27 protein-coding genes are annotated in these 22,079 nt (G+C 69.3%); 11 read left to right on the forward strand and 16 right to left on the reverse strand.

Going from position 1 to position 22,079, the window contains the following annotated elements; genetic code table 11:
* The first annotated feature begins 117 nt into the window (after window positions 1–117).
* Window positions 118–627 carry a ubiquinol-cytochrome C chaperone family protein gene (locus BMW51_RS11245; RefSeq protein ID WP_177171638.1) on the forward strand — a complete coding sequence of 170 codons (510 nt, stop codon included), beginning with the start codon at window positions 118–120 and terminating at the stop codon, window positions 625–627.
* Window positions 624–1,166 (forward strand): YceD family protein, encoded by a 543-nt coding sequence (locus BMW51_RS11250; protein ID WP_093006425.1) that lies wholly within the window; start codon window positions 624–626, stop codon window positions 1,164–1,166. Before BMW51_RS11245 ends, BMW51_RS11250 begins: the two co-directional genes overlap by 4 nt.
* 3 nt (window positions 1,167–1,169) lie before the next feature.
* Here BMW51_RS11250 and BMW51_RS11255 read toward each other — a convergent pair whose 3' ends face one another.
* From BMW51_RS11255 to mgtE, 4 genes are all read right to left on the reverse strand, one after another.
* Window positions 1,170–1,400, reverse strand: coding sequence for a hypothetical protein (locus BMW51_RS11255; protein WP_093006427.1), 231 nt, complete (start codon window positions 1,398–1,400; stop codon window positions 1,170–1,172).
* A 195-nt stretch (window positions 1,401–1,595) separates the two neighbouring features.
* On the reverse strand, window positions 1,596–1,898 hold the full coding sequence (locus BMW51_RS11260; RefSeq protein WP_093006429.1) for a hypothetical protein: 303 nt from the start codon (window positions 1,896–1,898) through the stop codon (window positions 1,596–1,598).
* 100 nt (window positions 1,899–1,998) lie between these two features.
* Window positions 1,999–2,415, reverse strand: a complete 417-nt coding sequence (locus tag BMW51_RS11265; protein ID WP_093006430.1) for a DUF1489 domain-containing protein — start codon at window positions 2,413–2,415, stop codon at window positions 1,999–2,001.
* A gap of 16 nt (window positions 2,416–2,431) precedes the next feature.
* Window positions 2,432–3,889: a magnesium transporter gene (gene mgtE / locus BMW51_RS11270; RefSeq protein WP_093006840.1), complete on the reverse strand. Its 1,458-nt coding sequence runs from the start codon at window positions 3,887–3,889 to the stop codon at window positions 2,432–2,434.
* A gap of 154 nt (window positions 3,890–4,043) precedes the next feature.
* Between mgtE and BMW51_RS11275 the strand changes: the two genes are divergently transcribed.
* Window positions 4,044–4,502, forward strand: coding sequence for a peptidylprolyl isomerase (locus BMW51_RS11275; RefSeq protein ID WP_093006432.1), 459 nt, complete (start codon window positions 4,044–4,046; stop codon window positions 4,500–4,502).
* A gap of 42 nt (window positions 4,503–4,544) precedes the next feature.
* Here BMW51_RS11275 and BMW51_RS11280 read toward each other — a convergent pair whose 3' ends face one another.
* Window positions 4,545–5,429, reverse strand: coding sequence for a LysR substrate-binding domain-containing protein (locus BMW51_RS11280; protein WP_093006434.1), 885 nt, complete (start codon window positions 5,427–5,429; stop codon window positions 4,545–4,547).
* A gap of 275 nt (window positions 5,430–5,704) precedes the next feature.
* On the opposite strand from BMW51_RS11280, the gene BMW51_RS11285 reads away from it, so the two are divergent.
* The gene (locus BMW51_RS11285) at window positions 5,705–7,996 is read left to right on the forward strand and encodes a CDC48 family AAA ATPase (protein ID WP_093006436.1); all 2,292 of its coding nucleotides are present in this window, start codon (window positions 5,705–5,707) and stop codon (window positions 7,994–7,996) included.
* 32 nt (window positions 7,997–8,028) lie between these two features.
* On the opposite strand, the gene BMW51_RS11290 is transcribed toward BMW51_RS11285, so the two are convergent.
* Complete coding sequence (locus tag BMW51_RS11290; protein WP_093006438.1) at window positions 8,029–9,345, reverse strand: MFS transporter; 1,317 nt, start codon at window positions 9,343–9,345, stop codon at window positions 8,029–8,031.
* Window positions 9,342–9,701 carry an antibiotic biosynthesis monooxygenase family protein gene (locus BMW51_RS11295; protein WP_093006440.1) on the reverse strand — a complete coding sequence of 120 codons (360 nt, stop codon included), beginning with the start codon at window positions 9,699–9,701 and terminating at the stop codon, window positions 9,342–9,344. Before BMW51_RS11295 ends, BMW51_RS11290 begins: the two co-directional genes overlap by 4 nt.
* A gap of 132 nt (window positions 9,702–9,833) precedes the next feature.
* Between BMW51_RS11295 and BMW51_RS11300 the strand changes: the two genes are divergently transcribed.
* A complete protein-coding gene (locus tag BMW51_RS11300) occupies window positions 9,834–10,442 on the forward strand; it encodes a class I SAM-dependent methyltransferase (protein WP_093006442.1) in 609 nt (202 codons plus the stop codon).
* Window positions 10,443–10,479: 37 nt separating this feature from the next.
* Here BMW51_RS11300 and BMW51_RS11305 read toward each other — a convergent pair whose 3' ends face one another.
* Window positions 10,480–11,637, reverse strand: coding sequence for a phospholipase D-like domain-containing protein (locus BMW51_RS11305; RefSeq protein ID WP_093006842.1), 1,158 nt, complete (start codon window positions 11,635–11,637; stop codon window positions 10,480–10,482).
* 104 nt (window positions 11,638–11,741) lie between these two features.
* Between BMW51_RS11305 and rpoZ the strand changes: the two genes are divergently transcribed.
* On the forward strand, window positions 11,742–12,086 hold the full coding sequence (gene rpoZ, locus BMW51_RS11310; RefSeq protein ID WP_093006444.1) for a DNA-directed RNA polymerase subunit omega: 345 nt from the start codon (window positions 11,742–11,744) through the stop codon (window positions 12,084–12,086).
* A gap of 75 nt (window positions 12,087–12,161) precedes the next feature.
* Here the strand turns inward: rpoZ and BMW51_RS11315 are convergent, their stop codons facing one another.
* Entirely contained in the window at window positions 12,162–13,061 is a 900-nt protein-coding gene (locus tag BMW51_RS11315; protein ID WP_093006446.1) for an aldose 1-epimerase family protein, read from the reverse strand.
* An 84-nt stretch (window positions 13,062–13,145) separates the two neighbouring features.
* Between BMW51_RS11315 and BMW51_RS11320 the strand changes: the two genes are divergently transcribed.
* Together BMW51_RS11320 and BMW51_RS11325 are read left to right on the forward strand one after the other, a co-directional pair.
* Window positions 13,146–13,424: a hypothetical protein gene (locus BMW51_RS11320; protein WP_093006448.1), complete on the forward strand. Its 279-nt coding sequence runs from the start codon at window positions 13,146–13,148 to the stop codon at window positions 13,422–13,424.
* Between the two features lie 81 nt (window positions 13,425–13,505).
* Window positions 13,506–14,297: a DUF72 domain-containing protein gene (locus tag BMW51_RS11325; protein WP_093006450.1), complete on the forward strand. Its 792-nt coding sequence runs from the start codon at window positions 13,506–13,508 to the stop codon at window positions 14,295–14,297.
* Window positions 14,298–14,321: 24 nt separating this feature from the next.
* Here BMW51_RS11325 and BMW51_RS11330 read toward each other — a convergent pair whose 3' ends face one another.
* The 4 genes from BMW51_RS11330 to hemC form a co-directional block, all read right to left on the reverse strand.
* Window positions 14,322–15,065, reverse strand: a complete 744-nt coding sequence (locus BMW51_RS11330; protein ID WP_093006452.1) for a hypothetical protein — start codon at window positions 15,063–15,065, stop codon at window positions 14,322–14,324.
* A 74-nt stretch (window positions 15,066–15,139) separates the two neighbouring features.
* The gene (locus BMW51_RS11335; protein WP_143051853.1) at window positions 15,140–16,036 is read right to left on the reverse strand and encodes a hypothetical protein; all 897 of its coding nucleotides are present in this window, start codon (window positions 16,034–16,036) and stop codon (window positions 15,140–15,142) included.
* Window positions 16,029–16,727, reverse strand: coding sequence for a uroporphyrinogen-III synthase (locus BMW51_RS11340; RefSeq protein WP_093006456.1), 699 nt, complete (start codon window positions 16,725–16,727; stop codon window positions 16,029–16,031). The genes BMW51_RS11335 and BMW51_RS11340 overlap by 8 nt, the downstream gene beginning before the upstream one ends.
* Complete coding sequence (hemC, locus tag BMW51_RS11345; RefSeq protein ID WP_093006458.1) at window positions 16,724–17,623, reverse strand: hydroxymethylbilane synthase; 900 nt, start codon at window positions 17,621–17,623, stop codon at window positions 16,724–16,726. The genes BMW51_RS11340 and hemC overlap by 4 nt, the downstream gene beginning before the upstream one ends.
* Window positions 17,624–17,706: 83 nt before the next feature.
* Here hemC and tsaD point away from each other — a divergent pair, with 83 nt between their 5' ends.
* Together tsaD and BMW51_RS11355 are read left to right on the forward strand one after the other, a co-directional pair.
* Window positions 17,707–18,732 carry a tRNA (adenosine(37)-N6)-threonylcarbamoyltransferase complex transferase subunit TsaD gene (gene tsaD / locus BMW51_RS11350; protein WP_093006460.1) on the forward strand — a complete coding sequence of 342 codons (1,026 nt, stop codon included), beginning with the start codon at window positions 17,707–17,709 and terminating at the stop codon, window positions 18,730–18,732.
* Entirely contained in the window at window positions 18,729–19,715 is a 987-nt protein-coding gene (locus BMW51_RS11355; protein ID WP_245708452.1) for an NAD(P)H-dependent glycerol-3-phosphate dehydrogenase, read from the forward strand. Before tsaD ends, BMW51_RS11355 begins: the two co-directional genes overlap by 4 nt.
* Before the next feature lie 10 nt (window positions 19,716–19,725).
* On the opposite strand, the gene BMW51_RS11360 is transcribed toward BMW51_RS11355, so the two are convergent.
* From BMW51_RS11360 to BMW51_RS11370, 3 genes are all read right to left on the reverse strand, one after another.
* Entirely contained in the window at window positions 19,726–19,980 is a 255-nt protein-coding gene (locus BMW51_RS11360) for a hypothetical protein (RefSeq protein WP_093006462.1), read from the reverse strand.
* 160 nt (window positions 19,981–20,140) lie between these two features.
* Window positions 20,141–20,614 carry an invasion associated locus B family protein gene (locus BMW51_RS11365; protein ID WP_245708454.1) on the reverse strand — a complete coding sequence of 158 codons (474 nt, stop codon included), beginning with the start codon at window positions 20,612–20,614 and terminating at the stop codon, window positions 20,141–20,143.
* A complete protein-coding gene (locus BMW51_RS11370; RefSeq protein ID WP_093006464.1) occupies window positions 20,611–21,258 on the reverse strand; it encodes a histidine phosphatase family protein in 648 nt (215 codons plus the stop codon). Before BMW51_RS11370 ends, BMW51_RS11365 begins: the two co-directional genes overlap by 4 nt.
* Window positions 21,259–21,394: 136 nt before the next feature.
* Between BMW51_RS11370 and BMW51_RS11375 the strand changes: the two genes are divergently transcribed.
* A complete protein-coding gene (locus BMW51_RS11375; RefSeq protein ID WP_093006466.1) occupies window positions 21,395–22,000 on the forward strand; it encodes an outer membrane protein in 606 nt (201 codons plus the stop codon).
* Window positions 22,001–22,079 lie beyond the last annotated feature (79 nt).

Here is a 22,079-nt window from a genome sequence, read left to right on the forward strand (position 1 = left end):
GGACGGACGCGTGCCCGAACGTGGACAGGTGCGGCCTTTGCCCCCAATATGCCCCGCGCGGGCGCGACACAAGCGCGCCGGCAACGACACCCCTATCTGATAAAGCGACGAGAAACCTTGGGCTGGCTGAAATCCCTGTTTGGCGGACGCGACCGCACCGCCGCGCTGCCGCTGTACGACGCGGTGATCGCGCGCGCGCGGGCGGAGCATTGGTATCTGGCGGGCGCGGTGCCCGACACGCTCGACGGGCGCTTCGACATGGTGGCGGCGGTGCTGGCGATGGTGCAACTGCGGCTCGAGCGCGACGAGGATGGCGCGGCTCCTTCCGCGATGCTGACCGAGCGGTTCGTCGACGACATGGACGCGCAGGTGCGCCAGATCGGATTCGGCGACATGGTGGTCGGCAAGCATGTCGGTCGGATGATGGGGATGCTGGGCGGGCGGCTCGGCGCCTATCGCGAGGGGATCGCTGAAGGCACGCTCGACGCCGCGCTGGTGCGCAACCTGTACCGCGGCGAGGCGCCCTCGCCGGAGGCCGTCGCGCACGTCCGGCGCGAATTGCTGTCGCTCCACGCCGCACTGGATCAGACGTCGATCCCCGAGCTGATGGAAGGACGCCTGCCGTGAGCGCGCCCGAGTTCAGCCGGGTCGAACGCCTCGATGCGATCGGATCGGAACCGCGCGAGGTGACCGTCAGCGCTAAGGAAGCGGAGCGCGCCGCGCTCGCCAGCCGCTTCGGCCTGCTCGCGATCGACCGGCTGGAAGGTCGCTTCACCGTGTGGCAGGAGGCGGCTGGCATCGGCGTGCGCGGACGCGTGACCGCGACCGTGACGCAGGCGTGCTCGGTCACGGGCGACCCGGTCCCGGCGCAGGTCGACGAGGAGGTGATCTTGCGCTTCGTCCACCCGGCCGGGGCGCGCGCGCCTGCGGGCGACGAGGACGAGCACGAACTCGCCGGCGAGGAGATCGACACGGTCGAGATCGAGGGTGGCGGCATCGACCTGGGTGAAACCGCCGCCGAGACGATGGCGCTGGCGCTCGACCCGTTCCCGCGCGCGCCCCGCGCCGCCGAGGTGCTGCGCGAGGCGGGCGTGATCAGCGAGGAAGAGGCGCGCCCCGCCAACCCGTTCGCGGCGCTGAAAGCGAAGCTGGGCGGCGACGCCTAGCCGCTATTTCGCCCCCTCGGCACGCGCGCCGATGATCATCTTGCGCGCGATCGTCCGCACCGCCTCGTCGTCCTTGGTCTCGTCGTGCGCCGGGTCGCCGAGGTGGTCTAGGCTACCTTCCAGATAGTCGAGCAGCCCGGGGTGCTTCGCCTCGACATATTCGATCAGCTTGAACAGCAGGTGCTCGCTCGCGATCTCGCGGCGGCGGGCTTGAACGGCGGTGTCGTCGGTCATGATGTGCTCTCTTGGCGTATGAGGCGGCACAACGCGCGGGCGCGAGGATCGGCGCAGGGAAAGCATATCGGCTTCGCGCACGAACCCTTCCGAACTAAAATGGGGGGCATGAGGCAGCGTGCGTGAGAATGCTTGTCCTGCCGCTCTCGGCTGGCGAGTTGCGAGGGCCGACGCGCTCGTCCGATGCGACGGGACTTATCGGCCCTGCTTTCGCTGCTTCTTCTCCAATCGATAGGCGATGCGCTGCCATTCCTTGAATGAATGGCATTCAAGATTTCCGGTCGTTTTGCGCTTGAGGCAGCTTACCGGCCCTTCGCCGACGTTCGGCTGGTTCATCATGCCCTGACTTCTGTTCACCAGAACCTGGCCGTTTCGTGTCGTACCGTTCGAGCGCGCGAAGACGGTCTGAGCCGCTGCCGGGGTCAAGGTCGTGATAGCGACTACAGTGGCGATCAAGAGGTCACGCATCGGCAGCTCCAGCGGATCGGGAAGCTTCACTGTCCCATGCTCCCGCAGCGATGTCGACAGGGCTCGTAACGTTTAGATCAGACGCAGACGATGCCCCGCTGGATCACCATGTCCGATCACGGGCAGCACCCTACAGCAGCGCCAGCTCGACCAACCGCCCGACCAGCACCGGCGGCATGGCGGCAACGCCGTCGCCCGTGTCGCCGCTCAGGTCCTCGGGTGCGTCGTGTGCCTCCAGGTAGCGCCAGCCCTGGTGTGCGCGGCGGGGGCGGGCGTGGATCAGCTGGAAGTCGGGCGAGAGATGGATCGCGACGCGACCGCCTTCCGCCTCGCCGAAGCCGGTGATCGGCGAGCGCGCGACGAGCTGGTGCTTGATGATCCAGTAGAGCGAGCCGCGCCCGGCGACCTCCTCGTGCCGCTTGGGCAGGTAGCGCGTCGTCAGGAACAGCTCGCCCGCCGCCGCGCGCGCCTTCAACCGGTCGGTCAGAACGTCGAGGCTCGCCGCACCGAACGCGACCTTGGTTAGATGTAGCGGTGGCAGGGACATGCCCCGCCGATGTGGGTCAGCCCGACAGCCCCCACAAGGCTGCGAGACCCAGGAACGACAGGAACCCCATCACGTCGGTCGCGGTGGTCACGAACACCGCCGAAGACACCGCGGGGTCGACGTTCGCCTTATCGAGCGCGACCGGCACGATCACGCCGACCAGCCCCGCGACCACGCTGTTGATCATCATCGCGATCGCGAACACGATCGAGAGCTGCAGGTGTCCGAGCACGAGGTAGCTGCCGACCGCCCCAACCGTGCCGAGCGCGACACCGTTGGCGAGCGCGATGCGGAATTCGCGGAACAGCATCCTGAGCGTGTTGGAACTGGTCAGCTGATTGGTCGCGAGCGCGCGCACCATGACCGCCAGCGTCTGCGTCCCGGCATTGCCGCCTAGCGCCGACACGATCGGCATCAGCGCGGCGAGCAATGCGAAGCGCGCGATCTCGCCCTGGAACAGCCCGACGACCGACGCCGACAGGATCGTCGCGCCGAGGTTCACCACCAGCCACGCGACACGCGTGCGCACGGTCAGCCGGATCGGCTCGTTGATGTCGCCCTCGCCCGCGCCCGACAGGCGAAGCACGTCCTCGCCCGCCTCCTGCTGGATGATGTGGACCACGTCGTCGACGGTGATCATGCCGACCAGCCGCCCCGACTGGTCGACCACGGCCGCCGAGATAAGCGCGTATTTCTGAAATCGGAGTGCGACCTCCTCCTGGTCCATGTCGACCGGGATCAGCGTCTGCTCGCGCTGCATCACGTCGGCCATCGCGATCCCGCGCGGCGTGCGCAGGATCCACGACAAGGCGCAGGTGCCGACCGGCTTGTGCGCGGGGTCGACGACGAAGATTTCCCAGAAATCGGTCAACAGCTCGTCGTGGCCGCGCAGATAGTCGAGCGTATCGCCGACGGTCCAATGCTCGGGCACCGCGACCAGGTCGCGCTGCATCAGGCGGCCGGCCGATTCCTCGGGATAGGACAGCGCCTCCTCGATCGCGGCGCGGTCGTCGGGCTCCATCGCGCGCAGGACCTCGCGCTGGTCCTCGACGTCCATGTCCTCGATGATCGCGACCGCGTCGTCGGTGTCGAGCTCGCTCGCGATGTCGGCGACCTGCCGCGCGTCGAGCGCGTCTATCAGCGCCTCGCGGACATAGTCGTTCATCTCCGCGAACACGTCGGCGTCGAGCTGGTCGGCGATCGCGGCGGCGAGGTCGCGGCGGCGGTCCTCGGGTGTCAGCTCGAACAGGTCGGCGATGTCGGCGGGGTGGAGCGGCGCGACGAGCGCGCGCGCGGCGTCGACGTCGCCCTCCTCTACCGCCTCCAGCACCGCGTCGACGAAATCGGGTTTGAGCCGGTCGTCCTCGTCGAGCTGATTGGGGGCGGGCTGATTGGTCGCAGCCTGTTTCGCGCCGGACTCATCGTCGCCCGCAAGCTGTTCGCGTTCGAGATCGGGAAGCTCGGTCTCGCTCATGTCGCGTGCCTCCCTGCTGTTCGTCGACCCGCGCGCCTTATCGCCGCCCCGCGCGATTGGCCATGCGTCATTTGCCCCCACGCGTTTGCCCGCGCGTTTGCCTCCCGATCGATGCGGCACTACCTGTGCGCACAAGAACACGAAAGGAACCTGTGTGGCCGATACCTTCAACACCCTGACGCTGACGCTCGACGGCGGCGACGTGACGATTCGCATGCGCCCCGACCTCGCCCCGGAGCACGTCCAGCGCATCGGCGAGCTCGCCAACGAGGGCTTCTACGACGGCGTGCCGTTCCACCGCGTCATCCCCGGCTTCATGGCGCAGGGCGGCGACGGCGGTAACCACAACGGCACCGGCGGCTCGAAGAAGCCGAATTTGAAGCAGGAGTTCAGCAAGGAGCCGCACGTGCGCGGCACCTGCTCGATGGCGCGGACGATGGACCCGAACTCGGCCAATTCGCAGTTCTTCATCTGCTTCGACGACGCGCGCTTCCTCGACAACCAGTACACCGTCTGGGGCGAGGTTACCGACGGCATGGAGCTGATCGACGCGCTGCCCAAGGGCGAGCCGCCGCGCGAGCCGGGCAAGATCGTCAAGGCGAAGGCGGAGTAATCCACCCAGGCTCGCTTCGCCTCATCCGGGGCGGCGGGCCGCTCAGTCGGTGCGCAGCGTCGCGATCAACCAGTCGCGGAAGATGCGCACCGGCTTCGTCTGCAAGGCGCGCGGGCGGCAGACGAACCAGTAGGAATAGGGGCTCTCGACCTCCAGTTCGAACAGGCGCACGAGTCTGGGATCGTTGGCGTCGTTGAAGTGGCTTTCGAGCATGAACGCGACGCCCAGCCCCTGCGCCGCCGCCTCCAACATCAGTGCGCCCGAATCGAAGTGGTCGACCGCCTTCGGTTCGATCTCCGCGATGGACGCACTGTGGCGCCAGGCGGTGAAATTGTCCGCCATGTCGCGGTGGAGCAGCACGGTGTGATCGGCGAGCTGTTCCGGGCGCAGCAGCGGGTCCGGTCCCTCGACCAGCGATTTTGCGCCGATCGCGTAGACCTTGTTGCGGTCGAGCCGCTCGGCATAAAGCGTCGGGTCAACCTCGCGCGCCAGCACGATCACCGCGTCGAGCCCCTCGCCCAGCCGCGAGATCGCGTTGCTGCCGGTGTCGACGTCGAGGTGCAGCTCGGGCCGCGCCGCACGCAATTGCGCCAGTTTCGGAAACAATCGCTGCGAGGCGAACAGCGGCAGCACGCCGAGCCGGAGCCGCAGCACCTCACCCCCGCTGGTCATCGATTCGACCGCGTCCGACAGGCTGTCGAGCGCGGGCGCGATCGCGGCGAGCAACCGGTCGCCGTCGGCGTTCGGCGCCATCGCCTGATGCCGGCGATCGAACAGCGGGCGGCCGAGGAAGCGTTCCAGCGTCTGGATCCGCCGGCTGAGTGCGGGTGCTGACAGCGCGAGTTCCGCCGCCGCTGCCTTGATCGAGCCCAACCGCGCGACCGCGACAAAGGCTTCGATGGCAGTGAGCGGGGGCAGGCGACGCATGGGCAGTCCGTCTTGTCGCGAGACGCCGGAGCATGTCAGGCGATTGTTGTTTCTGCAATCGTATACGACCCTTTTCGCACTTGCAACATGATCTGCTGCGACGCAAAAAGGACGGGCCTTTCAGGCATCCTCTCCTAAAAACTTTCACGGGCCGGTCATCTGATCGGCCCTTTTTTTTGCCTGCGCGAGACCAGTCGCGTCGTCGGCACCTGCTCGCAATCGGGAACCTGCCGCCTATCTCCTGCGCTCGACGCTTTCGAGCGAGTGAGGGACGAATGGCCGACGCCGAACAACCTACCAAATTGCAGGTCGCGAACGCGCGGCCCGAAGACTCGGGGCGCGGCATCGCGCATCTGCCGCGCGCGATCATGGCGTCGCTCGGCCTGACCGATGGCGACGTGATCGAGATTTCGGGCAAGAAGGTCACGCCTGCGCGCGCGGTCGGCCCGTACGACGAGGACGAGGGTCTGGCGCTGATCCGCATCGACGGGTTGCAGCGCGCCAACGCGGGCGTCGGCTCGGGCGATTTCGTCGAGGTGCGCCGCGCCGAGTCGAAGCCCGCGACGCGCGTCGTCTTCGCCCCCGCGCAGCAGAATTTGCGGCTGCAAGGCTCGACCAATGCGCTGAAGCGCACCTTTATCGGGCGTCCGTTCGCGCAAGGCGACGTGGTCGCTACCGCGGGGCATCAGCGCGTGCAGAACATGCCGCCGGGCATGCAGCAGTTCGTCAACGCGCCTGCCTATGCGTTGCAGGAAATCCGCCTGCTCGTCGTATCGGCGACGCCGAAGGGCATCGTCCACGTCGACGAGAATACCGAAATTGAGCTGCGCCCCGAGTATGAGGAGCCCGATGCCGCGCGGCGCGCCGACGTGACCTACGACGATATCGGCGGCATGGCGGGGACGATCGACCAGCTGCGCGAGATGGTCGAACTGCCGCTGCGCTACCCTGAACTGTTCCAGCGGCTGGGCGTCGATCCGCCCAAGGGGTTGCTGCTCTACGGCCCGCCGGGCACGGGCAAGACGCGGCTGGCGCGCGCGGTGGCGAACGAGTCGGACGCGCAATTCTACCTGATCAACGGTCCCGAGATCATGGGCTCGGCGTACGGCGAGTCCGAAGGGCGGCTGCGGCAGGTGTTCGAGGAAGCGGCGAAGAACGCGCCCTCGATCGTCTTCATCGACGAGATCGACTCGATCGCGCCCAAACGCGGTCAGGTCTCCGGCGAAGCGGAGAAGCGCGTCGTCGCGCAGTTGCTGACGCTGATGGACGGGCTGGAGGCGCGCGCCAACCTCGTCGTCATCGCCGCGACGAACCGACCCGAGGCGATCGACGAGGCATTGCGCCGTCCTGGCCGCTTTGACCGGGAGATCGTCGTCGGCGTTCCCGACGAGCGCGGGCGTCGCGAGATCCTGGGCATTCACACGCGCGGCATGCCGCTCGGCGACAAGGTCGACCTCGGCGAGCTGGCGCGCACCACGTTCGGCTTCGTCGGCGCCGATCTGGCCGCTCTCACGCGCGAGGCAGCGATCGAGGCGGTCCGTCGCATCATGCCGCAGCTGAATTTAGAAGAGCGCACGATTCCGCCCGAGGTGCTCGACATGCTGGCGGTGACGCGCGAGGATTTCCTCGGCGCATTGAAGCGCGTGCAGCCGAGCGCGATGCGCGAGGTGATGGTGCAGGCGCCGACGACCAAGTGGAGCGATGTCGGCGGATTGGACGACGCGCAGATGCGGTTGAAGGAAGGCGTCGAGCTGCCGCTCAAGAACCCCGACGCGTTCCGGCGCTTGGGCATCCGCCCGGCGAAAGGCTTCCTGCTCTACGGCCCGCCCGGCACCGGCAAGACGTTGCTCGCCAAGGCGGTCGCGCGCGAGGCAGAGGCGAACTTCATCGCCACGAAATCGAGCGATCTGCTGTCGAAATGGTACGGCGAGAGCGAGCAGCAGATCACCCGGCTGTTCCAGCGCGCGCGTCAGGTCGCGCCGACGGTGATCTTCATCGACGAGCTCGACAGCCTCGTGCCCGCGCGCGGCGGCGGGATGGGCGAGCCGCAGGTGACCGAGCGCGTCGTCAACACGATCCTCGCCGAGATGGACGGACTGGAGGAGCTGCAATCGGTCGTCGTCATCGGCGCGACCAACCGCCCGAACCTGGTCGACCCCGCACTGCTCAGGCCGGGGCGCTTCGACGAGCTGATCTACGTCGGGCTGCCCAGCCGCGAGGGGCGCCGTCGCATCCTGGGCATTCAGACGCAGAAGATGCCGCTCGGGCCCGATGTCGACCTGGACGATATCGCCGCGCGGACCGAGCGCTTCACCGGCGCCGATCTGGAGGACGTGGTCCGCCGCGCCGGCCTGATCGCGCTGCGCGAGCATATCGACAACACGCAGGTGAGCCAGGCGAACTTCGAGCGTGCGCTGGAAGATTCGCGCGCCAGCGTGACCCCCGAGGTCGAGCGCGAGTACGAGCAGATGGCGGCGAAGCTGAAGCAGGAGGCGAATGCGATCCAGCCGATCGGCTTCATCTCGCCCGGGCAGCTAACGCCGCGGGGACCGAAAGGCAGCGACTGAGGATAAAGGGTGCCGTTGAAGCGGCGGCACCCTTATACCTCGGGATCGCTCCACGCCGCCGCTTCCTGCTCGGGCGTGCGAAGCGCACGCGCGGCGTAGAACAGCAGCAGCAGGCACGCCGCACCCGCGGTCAGATACGGCAGCGAATGCTGTATCTCGTACAGTCCAACCCCGATCGAGGGGCCGAGCACGAAGCTGGCGCCGTTGACGCTCGTCACCTTGCCCGCGACCGACCCTTGCGCCGCCGGCCCGACCGCCAAGCTAGACCCCGCGGTGAAGCCCGGCCGCGTGAAGCCGAACCCCAGGCTCGCCAGCGCATAGGCGGTCGCGATACCGTAGAGCGAAGTCGCGAGTCCGGTCAGCGCAGTTCCCGCGGCCGCCAGCACCAGTCCGCTCAGCACCAGCGCGCGCGGCTTCAGGTTAAGCAGCGGGATCAGCCCCCATTGCGCCAGCAACGCCGCGCCCGCGCCCATCATCAGCACGATGCCGGTCGGCTCCAGCGCGGCGGCGGGCGCGACGTTCAGCCGGTCGATGACGAGAAAGCCGATCGCCTGCCCCGTCATCGCCTGCGCGTGTCCCATCACTAGCCCGGCGATCATCCACGCCCTGATCCGCGGATCGGTGTAGCGCACCTCGCTGCGTCCTTCCGCGGTCGCCGCGGTGACGCTCGCGCCCGACGCCTGCCCGCCGATCGACGGATAGGCGTTGGCGGCACCGTGGACGCCGGCCTCGATGCCGCGGTCGTCGGGCAGCACACGGCGCACGGTCACGAACACGATCAGCCCGAACACCGCGAAGACGAACGCGGGACCCGCCAGCCCGACCTCCACCGTGCCGGCGTGCCCCAGGATCAGATAGGGTGCGAGCGCGGGCCCCAGGATCGTGCCCAGCCCGAAGGCGGAGGCGAGCAGCGTCAGCGCGCGCGTCCGCTCCTCGCGCGTCGTGTTGCCCGCGACCAGCGCCTGTACCGCCGGCGGCGCGGCCGATCCGAACGTGCCGTAGATCAGTCGCCCGAGGATGAAGAGCACGAACGCGGTCGTGCCGCCGATCCAGCCGTTGATACCCGCGGCCAGGAACACGCCGCACAAGGTCAGGCTGATGCAGAACCCGCCCATGCCGAACAGGATCATCAGCCGCCGTCCGTGGCGATCGGATCGCTTCGCCCAGAACGGTGCCGCCACCACCCAGAGCAGCGCCGACACGGAAAAGGCCGCCGCAACCGCGCTGTCGTTCACCCCCAGTGATCGGCCGAGCGCGGGCAGCACCGATTGCAGCGCGGTGTTCCCCGCCGCGATCGTCAGCATGACAAGGAACATGAGCGCGAAGCTCCGATCGAAACCGCGCTTCATATCCGCTCCCCCTCTTCCCGGCTCCAGCCGTAGCTGCGCGTGACCTGCGCGACATGCAGGTCGTACCCGACGTACCAGCGCCCGCCCCCGGCCTCGCGCACCTTGGCGTGATCGGGATGCGCGCGCCACGCGACCGCGCTCGCCTCGTCCGCCCAGTAGCTTACCGTGATGCCGAACCCGTCGTTGCCACGCGCGGCATCCATGCCGCAAAAGCCGGGCTGCTGCGCGGCGAGCGTGTCCATCGCCGCGGCCGCGGCGGCGTAGCCCGGCTGATCGGCACCGCTGCGCCAGGCGACGAAGATCACCGCCACCTGCCCCGTCCTCCCGTGCTGCGCCGCTGTTTGGTCGTCGAGCATGCCCGAGCGATTAGGCGCTTGGGGGCGCGGCGCAACCCCGCTATGGCAACCGACGCGCTCCACCGAGCGTTCGTCAAACCGGGCTGCAGCGGAGCCGAGCAGTACCGATCAACGGGAGCAGTGCTTTTCCTCATGCCCAGTTCGACCAACGCGATGCGTCGCGCCCGGCCCGCCGGTGTTCCCGGACCGCTGCAGATGTTCTTCCAGGGCTTTCTCAAGCACCCGGTCATGGTCGGCTCGATCATTCCGTCGTCCGACCGGCTGATCCGCAAGATGCTGGCGCCCGTCGACTGGGCCAATTGCAAGCTGTTCGTCGAATATGGCCCCGGCGTCGGCACCTTCTGCCGCCCGATCCTCGACCGGATGGCGCCCGATGCGACGTTGATCGCGATCGATACCAATCCGGATTTCATCCGCTACCTCGACCACACGATCACCGATTCGCGCTTCGTCGCGGTTGAGGGCTCCGCGGCGGATGTGGAGCGGATCATCGCCGAGCACGGCCACGAATCGGCCGATTACATCCTCTCCGGCCTCCCATTCTCGACGCTGCCCGACGGCGTCGGACCCGCAATCGCGGCGGCGACGCACCGCGCGCTGCGCAAGGACGGCGCCTTCCTGGTCTATCAGTTCAGCCCCAAGGTGCGCGACTTCATCGCCGCGCACTTCACGCGCATCGACCATGACATGGAATGGTGGAACGTACCGCCGGCGCAGCTCTACTGGGCGCACAAGGACTGACGCCGGCGCAGCGCGCCGCCGCTCTAAGTCTGCGCGACTACAATTCCTCGCTGCGGAAATTCAGCCCGCGCGAGACGGTGGGGTCGAGCACGCCGACGATCAGATAGGCGGCGAACTGCTTGGTGCGCTGCCACCATCCGGTCGCCTCGGCGTAGAGGTCGCGCGTGATCTCGCGCGAGTGAGCGATCTCGCCGTCGATATAGCCGCGCACCGCCGCGGCGAAATCCGCGTCCTCGATCCTGAGCATCAGCTCGAGGTTGATAAACAGGCTGCGCATGTCGAAGTTCGCGCTGCCGATATAGACCAGGTCGTCGACGACGTAGAGCTTGGTGTGCAGCTTGGTCGGCTGGTATTCCCACACGCGCACGCCCTTTTTCAGCAAGCCGCGATAGGTGAAGCGTGCCGCCGCGATCGTGGCATCGTTGTCGGACTTCGCCGCGGTCACGACACGCACCGCCTGGCCGATCTTCCCCGCTTTATCCAGCCGCCGCAGGATCGTCGGGCTGGGCGTGAAATAGGCCGCGATCAGGTCGATCCGCTCCGCCCGCCGCATGTCGTGCCGGATCGTGCGCGCCCACGGCGACAGGCGTCTGGTCGGCCCACCGATCAGCCAGCGCAGCCGCCCTTGGGTCTCGCTCCACTGCGACAGCGCGCGGTTGAGGTGGCGCAACTTGCCGCTGGGCTGGCGCACCCAGTCATGCAGCGCGTCGAAATAGCCCGCCATCCGCGACGCGGCCTCACCCTCGACCAGCAACCCGAGGTCGCGCCACGCCTGCTCGCGTTCAGTGCCGAAATAATCGTCCTCGACGTTGAACCCGCCGGTCAGAATGCGCGCGCGGCTCGTTCCCGCGTCGGCGAGCGCGAGCTTCTGGTGGTTGCGCAGTAGATATCGGCGCCCAAACCGCGGCGAGAAGCGGCACACCGACACGCCGGCATTGCGAAGCGTGTCGAAGAAGGCGGCGTCGGCGTCGTCGCTGCCGAACCCGTCGACGATCAGCGCGACCGTCACCCCGCGCGCGGCGGCGGCGATCAGCGCGTCGTTGATCCGCCGGCCGGACGCGTCGTCGGCGTAAATGTAGAAGATCAACCGCAACGAGGTTTGCGCGCCCTCGATCAGGTCGAGCAGCGCGCGGCGGCGCTCGGGTCCCTCGGTCAGCAGTGTAAGCCGATGCCCGTCGACCGTCGTGGTCTCCATCCGCTGCGCAGGCGCGTGCGTTTCGGCTGCTTTCGTTGACTTCACGACACGCTCGTCATACACAGGCATCTTCCCGTATCCGTTTATTCGCAAGGAAGCCGCTGATGGCGCGCGTGACCGTCGAGGATTGCGTCGACAAGATCCCGAACCGTTTCGACCTGGTGTTGATGGCCGCGCAGCGTGCGCGCCAGATCTCGGGCGGCGCGGAACTCACGCTCGATCGCGACCGTGACAAGAACCCGGTCGTCGCGCTGCGCGAGATCGCCGAGCAGACCGTGAAACCGCGCGACCTGAACGAATCGGCGGTGCAGGGGCTGCAGCGCGTCCGCATCGACGACGAGGACGAGGCGGACGAGGTCGGCAGCCTGGCCGCGTCGGCGGAGGCGCTGCGCCTCACCGCCGCCGCCCCACCGCGCAACCAGAATCTGGGCGCCGATTACGACGGCTGATCGCCGCTGATCGATCGCCAACGCGGCCGGTCGCTCGCACGAGCGGCCGGCCGTTGTCGTATCCGGCTACAGCAGTCATGGACACAGCGTCACCGACATGGTGATGCGCTTCTCGCCGCCGGGGGCTACCTCGAACACGCCGGGCTTGTCGCGGAACTCGCCCGTGTAATCGACCGGATCGGCGATGCCGTGCCACGGCTCGACACAGACGAACGGTGCGCCCGGCTTGGTCCACACGCCTAGCATCGGCGTGTCGGGAAAGGCGATCTCCAGCGCGGGGCCACGCTCGCCACCGTAGCGCACCGACTGGCTGTGCACGTGATCCCAGATCAGTGCGTCGCGCTCGAACAGCGCGTCGGTCAGGTGCAGCGTGCGACCGTCGAGCGGCGAGGCGCGGTGTTCGGCCGTGATCTGCCCGTCGGCGTTCAGCACCCGCAGCGTGTCGGGTTCTTCCGTCGCGAAGGTGATGCGGTGATCGGCGCGCGGCTCACCGTAGGGCAGCGGCCAGGCGAACGCCGGGTGGAACCCGAAGCTGGCGGGCAGCGGCGCGTCACCGGGATTGCGAAGCGTGATCGCGAGTTCGAGCGTGGCACCGGCAATCGTGAAAGCCGCCTCCAGCTCGAACGCGAACGGGTAGGACGCGCGCGTCTCCGCGTCGTCACTGAGCGCGAACACGACGCACGACGACTCGTGCGAGACGACGCCGAAGTCGCGTCGGCGCGCGAAGCCGTGCTGCTTCATCGAATAGACCTGCCCGTCGACGCGGATCACTTCACCCGCGAGCTTGCCGACGACGGGAAAGAGCAGTGGCGCACGTCCGGTCCACCAGCGCGGGTCGGCGTCGGTCATCAACTCGCACCCGTCCCCATCCTTGATCGAGGAGAGTTCGGCGCCGTGCGGGTTGATCGCGGCGGACAGCCGGTCGGAGGCGATGCGGAGCCAGCCGTCGTCGGCCGCGGGATTGGGTTCGGACATGGCAAGCGCAACGCGCGAGCGACGATTTGGAACCCTCACGGCTGACGGATCATTGAACACCCGCAACGAAAAAGGGGTGCAATCATGAAGACCGTTCTGAAGGCCGCCGGTGTGGCCGGCCTGCTGATGCTGGGTGCGTGCGGCGGCAATGCCGACGACAAGGCCGCCGACAACATCGAGGCGATGACCGAGAACCGCGCCGACGCGCTCGACGCACAGGCCGGCGCGACCTCGAACGAGCAGGTGTCCGACATGCTCGAGGACAAGGCCGACAACGTGCGCGAGATGGGCGACGATGCCGCGGACAAGGCCGACGACAACGACGACGCGCGCGTCGAGCAGCAGGTAAAGAACCAGCTGTAATCTGAACGGAGCGGCGGGACTTGGTGTTCCGCCGCTCGACCTTCGGCGACGCACGCGCGTCGATCCGCTACATCCGTTCGCATGACCAATCCCATCCGAGTCGGCATCGGCGGCTGGACCTATGAGCCGTGGCGCGGCAGCTTCTACCCGCCCAAATGGCCGATCAAGCGCGAGCTGGAATATGCCAGCCGGCACGTCTCCGCGATCGAGGTCAACGGGACCTTCTATTCCTCGTTCAAGCCCGCGACCTTCGCCAACTGGCGCGATACCGCGCCCGACGGGTTCGTCTTCGCGCTAAAGGCCTCGCGCTACTGCGTGACGCGCAAGGTGCTGGCGGAAGCGGACGACTCGATCGCGCGCTTTATCGGACAGGGCATCGTCGAGCTTGGCGACAAGCTGGGCCCGATCCTGTGGCAGTTCGCCGCCACGCGCCGCTTCGCCGCCGATGATTTTGCCGCCTTTCTGGCGCTGCTGCCGTCCGCGCACGAGGGGCTGGCACTTCGCCACGCGGTGCACGTGCGGCACGACAGCTTCTTCACGCCTGATTTCGTCGCGCTGTGCCGCGCCGCCGGCGTCGCGATCGTCTATGCCGACTCGGCCGACTATCCCGCGATCGGCGATGTGTCGGGCGACTTCGCCTACCTCCGCCTGGAAGACGCACGCGAGGACAAGCCCACCGGCTACGCGCCCGAAGCACTCGATCGCTGGGCGGAGGCGGCGCGCCTGCTGGCGAGCGGGACGACGCCCGCAACGCTGCCGTGCGCCGCCGATCCGGCGCCCGTGCGCCCGCGCGACACGTTCGTATTCATGATCAACGGCGCAAAGGTGCGCGCACCGCACGCCGCGATGGCGCTGATCGAGCGACTGACCTGATCGGCGAAGCGAACTGAGCGCGGGCTATCCCACGTCGCCCGGATCGCGGAACAGCGCGAGCGTCAGCACCGCGGCGAGCGCCGCGGCGCGGCGGGCCGGATCGCGCGCGACGAGCACGCGGCGGTTGCTGCCCGCAGTCAGCTCGATCAGCGACACCGGCGTGCCATCACCGGCATCGATCCGGTACCCGGCCGGCGTGGCGCAAAGCCCTCTCACGCCCGCGATCTCGTGCAGCGACCGGATTGACAGATGCTCGTCGCCCAGCGTGACCGAACCGCTGCGTCGCTCGGCAAGATCGCGCGCATCGGTCGGCACCGCGTTCAACATCAGCGCGCCGGCGTCGCGGCCGTTCAGGCGGAACGCGCAGGCGAGCCTTAGCGGGCTCGACTCGCTGGCGACATCGACGACGCCCAGCGTCTCGCGGCTCTCCTCGCGCGCGTAGCGGCAGCGCGCGGCCAGCGTGCCGCCCAGGTCGGCGCGCATCAGCTCGAACACCATCGTACCGTAACGCACCGCCTGGCCGACGCGGACGGCATCGAACGCATCGCCTACCGCCGCGCTTCCCCAGCCGATCGCGTCGCGCCGGTCGTCGCGCCGTACATGGCCTTGCGTGTCGCCCAAGCGGAAGCGGCCGCTCGACCATCCCGACAGACCCGTCACGTCGATCCGTTCGCTGTCCAGGCCGATCGGCGCCTGATCGAACCCGGCCACGCGCGCGGTCGCGCATCCGCTGAGCAGCCCCGCTGCAATGACGATCAACGCGCGCATCCGTCCCCCCTCTTGGTCATCACTGGTCTCGTTGGCTGAGAACGTGACGCTACCGACATGAACGCGGGGTGACCTTACAGGTAATTGCCCAGATCGGCGGTCGGTGCGGGTTGCGGCTGGATCGGCAGTGCGGAGCTCTGGATGACCTGCCCGGGCGCGGCAGCAGGCGGTGCCACCGGCCCGACGATCGCGATCGTCTCCAGCTGATCGAGCGCGCGGTGCGCGTCGACGTAACGCTGCGCGGCACTGGTCCAGCTTGCAGCGTTCGCGGCGCCGGGCAGTCGCCTGACCTCGACCAGCGCTTCTTCGACCCGTCCGGCATCGATCAGCCGGCGCACTCGCGCGAGCCGGTCGGCCGGCAGCGGCGACGGCGTGCCCGCCTCGTGGATCACGACCAGGTTGCGCAACTCGGCACCCAGCCCACCCCACCAGCTACTTTCCCGTGCGAGCAGCACCGGCGTCGCGGTATCGAGATCCTGGCGCAGGCTTTCCAGCGTCACCGGGTTACGCGACGCGCGGATCACGGCCGATGCTTCGCGCGGTGCCCCCGCGAAGCGCGCGCGTATCTGCTCCTCCAGATACCCGAGGCCAAGCCCGCGATCGATCGCGCGGCGCGCGGCAAAGGCGATCAGGATCGCCTCGGCCCGACCGGCGCGGCCCTCGGCGTTGGCGGTGCTGCTGCCGAGCGTCGCGGCGCGTGCCTCGAGACTCGCGATCTGCGCGGCGAGTGCGGTTTCGCGCTGCGACAGCGTGTCGGTGTCGACCGCCGCGGCTGGGGGTGCCTGAGCCGTCGGCTGGGTAGTGGTCCGAGCGGCCGTGCCCGCGTCGCTGCCGCGCCTGAGCCAGCCCGGCTCGTCGCGGATCGCGAAGATCATCAACCCCAGCCCGATCGCCAGCACCAGCGCCGCGATCAGCACCGCCGGCCCCATGCGGGATCGCCGCGCGCCGCCAAACGGATGATCGTCACTCATGGTGCGCGTTATCCCCGCGCCCGCGCGTTCGGTCAATCGCGAGCATCGTTACTGCGGCGACCAGCGCAGCGTCATGCGGCGCGTCGGCGACGACGATCCGCTCCCACCCCTCGCCCGCCGCCGCTGCGACCTTGGCACTGATCGCCGCGAGCGTGATCGACCCGCGCGGCAGATCGGCGGCGAGCGCTGCGAACCGCGCTGCCGCCCGCGCCGAATGGAGCAGCACCACTTGGCCAACCGCCTGTGCCAGCGCGCCGGATGCGAGCGCGACCGGCTCGCTGGCGTAGACGATCACGCGCGTCGTCCCGGGCACGGCGACGTGCTCGCGCCCGGCGAGATGAAGCAGTCGCGGGAAATCTCGCGCCGCTGCAACGGCCGCCGCGGCGTCGCCCTGCCCGGTCACCGCCACCCGCATCCCCGCCTCGCGCGCCACCACCGCGGTGGCCTCGCCCACCGCGACCACGGGCAAATGCGACAGCCGGTTGAGCCCGGCGCCCGCGAACCGGACCGCATTGGCACTGGTCAGCAGCAACGCATCGAACGCGTCTACCGAGGGCACCTCCCAGGCACGCGGGCGAACCTTGAACAACGGCAGCGCGATCGCCTCCACACCGGCAGCACGTAAGCGCGCGACGGTGCGCGCATTGCCCGGCTCGGGCCTGAGCACCAGCGCGCGGCGGCGGTCGCTCACCCGGCGAACAATCGCCTGACCGCGGCGGGCGCGCGCGCGAGCAGGTCGTGCGCCAGCGCGGCGCCCACCTCGTCGCCGCCGCGCAGCGCGCCCTCCACCACTTCGTCGCCGCGCTCGGTCAGCAGTTGCGCGCGCAGATAGACCTGCTCGCCCTCGTTTATCGCCAGCGCCGCGACGGGCGAGTGGCAATCGGCGGCGAGCGCGGCGAGCAGGGCGCGTTCGGCCGCGACCGCGCGGTGTGTGGGCGCGTGATCGATCGCCGCGACCAGCGCGCGTGCCGGGCCATCCACCAGCGTCTCGATCCCCACTGCCCCTTGAGCAGGCGCGGGCAGCATCTGGTCGAACGGCACCGCGACGCCGGTGTCGTGCCGCCCGAGCCGGCCGAGCCCCGCCGCCGCCAGCAGCGTCGCGTCGACGTCCCCCACCGCCAGCTTGCCCAGCCGCGTGTCGACGTTGCCGCGGAACAGCACCGTTTTCACATCGGGCCGCAACCGCCCGAGCTGCGCCGCGCGCCGGGGGCTGCTCGTTCCCACCACCGCATTGTGGCGCAGGTCGGCGATCGAGTCGGCACCGATCAAGCGGTCGCGCACGTCGGCGCGCTCCAGCATGGCCGCGATGGCGATCTCCGGCGGGCGGATCGTCTCCACGTCCTTCATTGAATGGACGCAGGCGTCGACCTCACCCGCCAGCAGCGCGCGGTCGAGCTCCTTGGTCCACAGCGCCTTGCCGCCGATCTCGGCCAATGCGCGGTCCTGCACGCGGTCGCCGGTGGTGCGGATCACGACGATCTCGACGTCTTCCCAGCCGTGCGCCGCGATCAGCGCGTCGCGCACCATTCCCGCCTGCACCAGCGCGAGCGGCGATCCGCGCGTACCCAGTCGAAAGCTTCCAGCCATCGCCCGCCTATCGCCGAGCATCGCCGAAGGGGCAAGGCGGCGACCCATTTCACCTTTTCAGCCCGATCCCCTACATCACCGCCATGCTCATCCTCGGTCTCGAATCCTCCTGCGACGAAACCGCCGCCGCGCTGGTCACCGGCGACCGGCAGGTGCTGGCGCATCGCCTGCTCGGGCAGGAGGCGGCGCACGCGCCCTATGGCGGGGTCGTGCCCGAGATCGCGGCGCGCGCGCACGTCGAGGCGCTGGAGCCGCTCGTCGCCGCGGCGCTCAAGGACGCGGGCGTCACGCTCGCCGACGTCGACGCGGTCGCCGCAACCGCGGGTCCGGGGCTGATCGGCGGCGTGATGGTCGGGCTCGTCACCGGCAAGGCGCTGGCGCATGCCGCGAACAAGCCGCTGGTCGCGGTCAACCACCTGGAGGGTCACGCGCTCAGCCCGCGGCTGTCCGATCCCGATCTCGACTTCCCCTACCTGCTGCTGCTCGTCTCTGGCGGGCATTGCCAGTTGCTGCTCGTCGAGGGCGTGGCGCGCTATCGCCGGCTCGCCACCACGATCGACGATGCTGCGGGCGAGGCGTTCGACAAGACTGCCAAGATCCTCGGCCTCGGCTTTCCCGGTGGCCCGGCGGTCGAGCGCGCCGCAGCGGAAGGCGACCCAAGCGCCGTGCCGCTGCCCCGCCCGCTGCTGCGCTCGCCCGAGCCGCATTTCTCGTTCGCGGGGCTGAAGGCGGCGGTGGCGCGCGCGGCGAACGATCATGCGCCGGCCGATCTCGCCGCGTCGTTTCAGGCTGCGGTCGTCGACTGCCTGATCGACCGCACCCGCCGCGCGCTCGATCGAGCGGGGCCGGTCAGCGCGCTGGTGGTCGCCGGCGGGGTGGCTGCCAACAGCGCGATCCGGTCGGCGTTGCAGGCGCTCGCCGCCGCGCACGATCTGCGCTTCGTCGCGCCGCCGTTATGGCTGTGCACCGACAATGCCGCGATGATCGCATGGGCCGGCGCGGAGCGCTTCGCCGCCGGGCTGACCGATCCGCTCGACGCGCCCGCGCGCGCGCGCTGGCCGCTCGACCCGCATGCCGAGGCGGTGCGCGGCGCAGGGGTGAAGGCGTGAGCGGCCCCGAGACGATCGGCGTCGTCGGCGGTGGCGCCTGGGGCACCGCGCTGGCGCAGGTCGCGGCGAGCGCGGGCCACGCGGTCACATTATGGGCGCGCGAGGCGGAGGTCGTCGCCGGCATCAACGATGCGCACGAGAATGCCGTCTTCCTGCCCGGGGTCGCACTCTCACCCGCGATCCGCGCGACCCAGGAGTGGAGCGATCTCGCCGACGCGCGCGCGATTTTGGTCGTAACGCCAGCGCAGCACATGCGCGGGGCGCTCGCCAACCTCAGCGCGCATCAAGCCCCGCTGATCCTGTGCTCGAAGGGGATCGAGGCGGGCACGTTGCTGCCGCTGCACGAGGTCGCGCGTCAGGCCGTGCCGGGCGCGCCGATCGCGGTGCTTTCGGGACCGACCTTCGCGCACGAGGTCGCCGCCGGATTGCCGACCGCGGTAACGCTGGCGGCCGAGGACGCCGCGCTCGCCGCCGAACTCGCCGCGCTGATCGCGCAGCCGACGTTCCGCCCTTATGCCTCGACCGACGTGATCGGGGCGGAGATCGGCGGCGCAGTGAAGAACGTGCTCGCGATCGCGTGCGGCGTCGTCGATGGGGCGGGTTTGGGGCAGAACGCGCGCGCCGCGCTGATCGCGCGCGGCTTCGCCGAGATGACGCGCTTCGGCCTCGCGCGCGGCGCGCGGGCGGAAACGCTCGCCGGATTGTCGGGGCTGGGCGACCTCGTGCTCACCTGCTCCTCGACCAGCTCGCGCAACTTCTCGCTCGGACGCGGGATCGGTCAGGGCACGCCCGCCGCCTCGCTGCTCGAGAACCGGCTGACCGTCGCCGAGGGCGCGCACACCGCTCCCGTGCTGCGCGAGGCGGCGGCGCAGGCGGGCGTCGACATGCCGATTACCCAAGCGGTGTGCCGCCTGCTGGAGGGCGCGCCGGTTGCCGCCACGATCGACGCGCTGCTGTCGCGGCCGCTCCGCTCGGAAGCGTGACCGCGGGCGGTTAGCGCACGTCGCCCGCGAACTCGTCCTCGGCGCGCGCGGTTCGCACCGCCTGGACGAGGTTCAATCGCGTCAGCAGCATCGGCAGATCTTCGGTCACGAAAGTGTCGAGCGGCGGTGCCCAGGCCTGGCGCAGCGCGTCGCGCGCCGCCGTGAACGGTGCGCGCGCGGCCCCCGGTAGCACTGAGGATGCGTCGCGCTCCTGCAACAGGAAGTCATGGTGAACGGGGCGGCTGCCCCGGATCGGCTCGTTCATGGGTCACGCACTACAAAAGGAACAACAATCGCGGCGACGGCCGTGCCGTCCCCGTTCGGTCATAGCGCATCAACGCGCGAACAAGCGGCTGGTTGCTACAAAGCTCATGCGCTCACGCGGTTCGTCGCAGACGACTCGTCTCTGGCCGCAGCACGCGCGGTCACCGAGCGCAGGCGAGGCTCGCCGCATCGATCGCGGTCGCGGCGCCGTCCAGCAGGTAGGTATCGGCGAACGGCCGTCCTCCGACCGCCACGACCGACACGCTCATGCTGCGTCCGCCGCGCATCGCTGAGACGATCGCGCGGTCGGTTGCGGCATCGGGCGCGCGCGCGCCGCGTGCGTCGCCGCGGAGCGCGAAGCGCCGCTCGCCCATTGCCAGCGTGATTGGCGTCCCGAGCGCTCGCGCGGCGGAGAAGCGCACGAACACCGCCTGTCTCCCAGCGGGGTCGGCGCGCGCCGCGACGCTCGCGAACCCGCCGCGCGTGTCGGTACCGCCGCTCGCCGTCACCGGTCGCGCCAGCGCGAAGCAGCGCCGGGGCGGACCGGCGTCGCGGATCGCGCCCCAGCGCTGCCACACGCCGATTGCGTCGCGCTCGCCCGCGAGCAGCGCTATCACCAGCAGCAGTGCGCTCACGCCGGCGCGTATCCGATGCCGCGATGGACCAGCGTCTCCTGCCCACGCTCGATCAGCGAGACGCTGCCCTGCGGGTAGCCTGGCAGCACCGGCGCGCCGCACGCGCCGATCGGCGCTCCCGTCGCGACGCCGCGCAGCACGCGGCTGGAGATGCCGTGCATAATGACCAGCCGGTCGCCCGCGTCTTCGTTGGTGTGGCGCAACCAGCCGCCGACCCGCTCGGCGATCGCCGGGTAGGTCTCACCATCGGGCGCACAGCGCAGCAATCCTTCTTCGTCGATCACCGGACCGACCTCCGCCACCACGTCGGCGTAATAGCGCCCACCCCAACTGCCCATGTCGATCTCGACCAGCCGCGCGTCGGTGCGTGCCTGGTGCCAATCCAGCTCGAGATGTTCCGCGATCACTGCCAGCGTCTGCAGCGCGCGACCCGTCGGCGATGCCCACATCGCCAGCGTCGGCTTGGCCCCGAGCAGGTCGCGAAGTGCCCGCCCCATCTCGTCGGCCTGCGCGAAGCCTGCGCGGGTCAGCGGCGTGTGCGGGTGATCACCCTGCAACCGGCGTGCGGCATTGAACACCGTTTCGCCGTGCCGCGCGACGAAGTCGCGGCCCTGCCGCGCGCGATGATCGAACCCCGTTTCCATGCCCGCGATGTCAACCCGGTGTGGCGCAAAAGCAACGCGAAAAGCTGTTTAGCTGAGGTTCATGCAACCGGCAGCGGTGCTGACTATTTGCCCCATCCCCGCCCGGTGTTGGGCGGACAGGATAACGGAGTTCCCCATGCGTAAGCTCGTTCTCGCCTCAGTCGCCATCGGCACCGCCGTCGCCGCGTTGCCCGCCGCCGCGCAGACCAACGCCCCCTTCACCGGCGCGCGGATCGAGGCGCTGGGCGGTTACGACAATCTGCAGGACGGCGGCGACGGCAGCTCGGAAGGGCGCGACGGCTTCGTCTACGGCGTCGGCCTCGGCTACGACGTGCAGGCGGGCGGCGTCGTACTCGGCGCGGAGGGTGAGATCACCGATTCGACCACGCGTGCGCGCAGCTACAATGCGATCACCGCGGGCGACCGCTTCTCGATCAACGCGGGTCGCGACCTCTACCTCGGCGGCCGCGTCGGCTACGTCATCTCGCCGCGCGCGATGATCTACGCCAAGGGCGGCTACACCAACGCGCGCGTCGAATCGCGTTACGACGCGGGCACGACGACGTTCCGCGACCACACCAATCTCGACGGGTTCCGCGTCGGTGCGGGGCTGGAGTACAACATCACGCCGACCGCGTACGTGAAGGGCGAGTATCGCTACTCGCACTACGGCGATGTCGACGGGTACGACATCGACGCCGACCGTCACCAGCTGATGGGGGGCGTCGGCATCCGTTTCTGACGGACGAGACCCTTTTGGCGCGCTGATTAACCTTTTTCACAGGGTCGGCGCACAAGAAAGACGGCCGGGGCGCTTGCTC

Source organism: Sphingomonas palmae (genome assembly GCF_900109565.1).
Lineage (GTDB): Bacteria > Pseudomonadota > Alphaproteobacteria > Sphingomonadales > Sphingomonadaceae > Sphingomonas > Sphingomonas palmae.